This window comes from Acetobacter sp. P1H12_c (assembly GCF_018811975.1).
In the GTDB taxonomy this organism is placed as follows: domain Bacteria; phylum Pseudomonadota; class Alphaproteobacteria; order Acetobacterales; family Acetobacteraceae; genus Acetobacter; species Acetobacter persici.
The window spans coordinates 1-883 of record NZ_JACRVR010000096.1 but is presented as its reverse complement, the minus strand read 5'-3'; the positions used below and the strand labels follow the sequence as shown (position 1 = coordinate 883).

The following is an 883-nucleotide window of genomic DNA, read 5'->3' as shown; positions in this document are numbered from 1 at the left end:
CGCCCGCCCTTGCTTCCATCTGAATAGGCCAGCGCCTTCTCCAGATCAGGGCGGAACACCTCAAAATCCACAGTCCGGGAAAACGCTTCAAGCTGATCGCCAAGACCGCTCAAACGAGCAAGCCGCTCTTCAACATCAAAAAAACCAGGCTGTTTCATTATTCATTCATCCACCCAATCACCACAGGAGGTATGGAATCACAGATACGCACTCAAAACCATGGAGTTTTTAGAACCCTCCAGGTCTCAAAACCAGAGGGTTTTTCGAACCCTCCACCTCACAGATGAGTCAAAGACAGTAGCCCTTGATATTATTGCACTGTCCGAAAAATGGGGACTACCTCTGATACCCGACCTGCGGCCAGACGACATCCTCATCATGGACAATATCGGCTCTCACAAAGGTCCCGGCATTCAGGCCGCCATCGAAGCCGCAGGCGCGACCGTGCGCTATCTCCTGCCCTAAAGTCCCGACTTCAATCCCATCTAAAAAACTTTATCCAAACTCAAGACCCATCTCCGTAAGCCGCAGAGCGCACACGCCACGCACTATGGGACAGGATCGGCACACTGATCGATCAGCTCAAACTTCTCCACAGCTGCTGGATATGAGCCAGATTGAGAGGAAAATGGAGGGTTCTAAAAACTCCATGGTTTTGAGTGCGTATCTGTGATTCCATACCTCCTGTGGTGATTGGGTGGATGAATGAATAATGAAACAGCCTGGTTTTTTTGATGTTGAAGAGCGGCTTGCTCGTTTGAGCGGTCTTGGCGATCAGCTTGAAGCGTTTTCCCGGACTGTGGATTTTGAGGTGTTCCGCCCTGATCTGGAGAAGGCGCTGGCCTATTCAGATGGAAGCAAGGGCGGGCGACCGCCATGCCAT

At 51.4% G+C, this 883-nt stretch carries 3 pseudogenes; 2 read left to right on the top strand and 1 reads right to left on the bottom strand.

The annotated features are described in order from the left end of the window. Nucleotides 1-158: pseudogene (locus tag KP699_RS16265) on the bottom strand (IS5/IS1182 family transposase); the annotation flags it as partial. Nucleotides 159-342: 184 nt separating this feature from the next. Between KP699_RS16265 and KP699_RS16580 the strand changes: the two are divergent. Together KP699_RS16580 and KP699_RS16255 are read left to right on the top strand one after the other, a co-directional pair. Continuing rightward, a pseudogene (locus tag KP699_RS16580) lies at nt 343-621 on the top strand (transposase); the annotation flags it as partial. 91 nt (nt 622-712) lie between these two features. Continuing rightward, a pseudogene (locus KP699_RS16255) lies at nt 713-883 on the top strand (IS5/IS1182 family transposase); the annotation flags it as partial.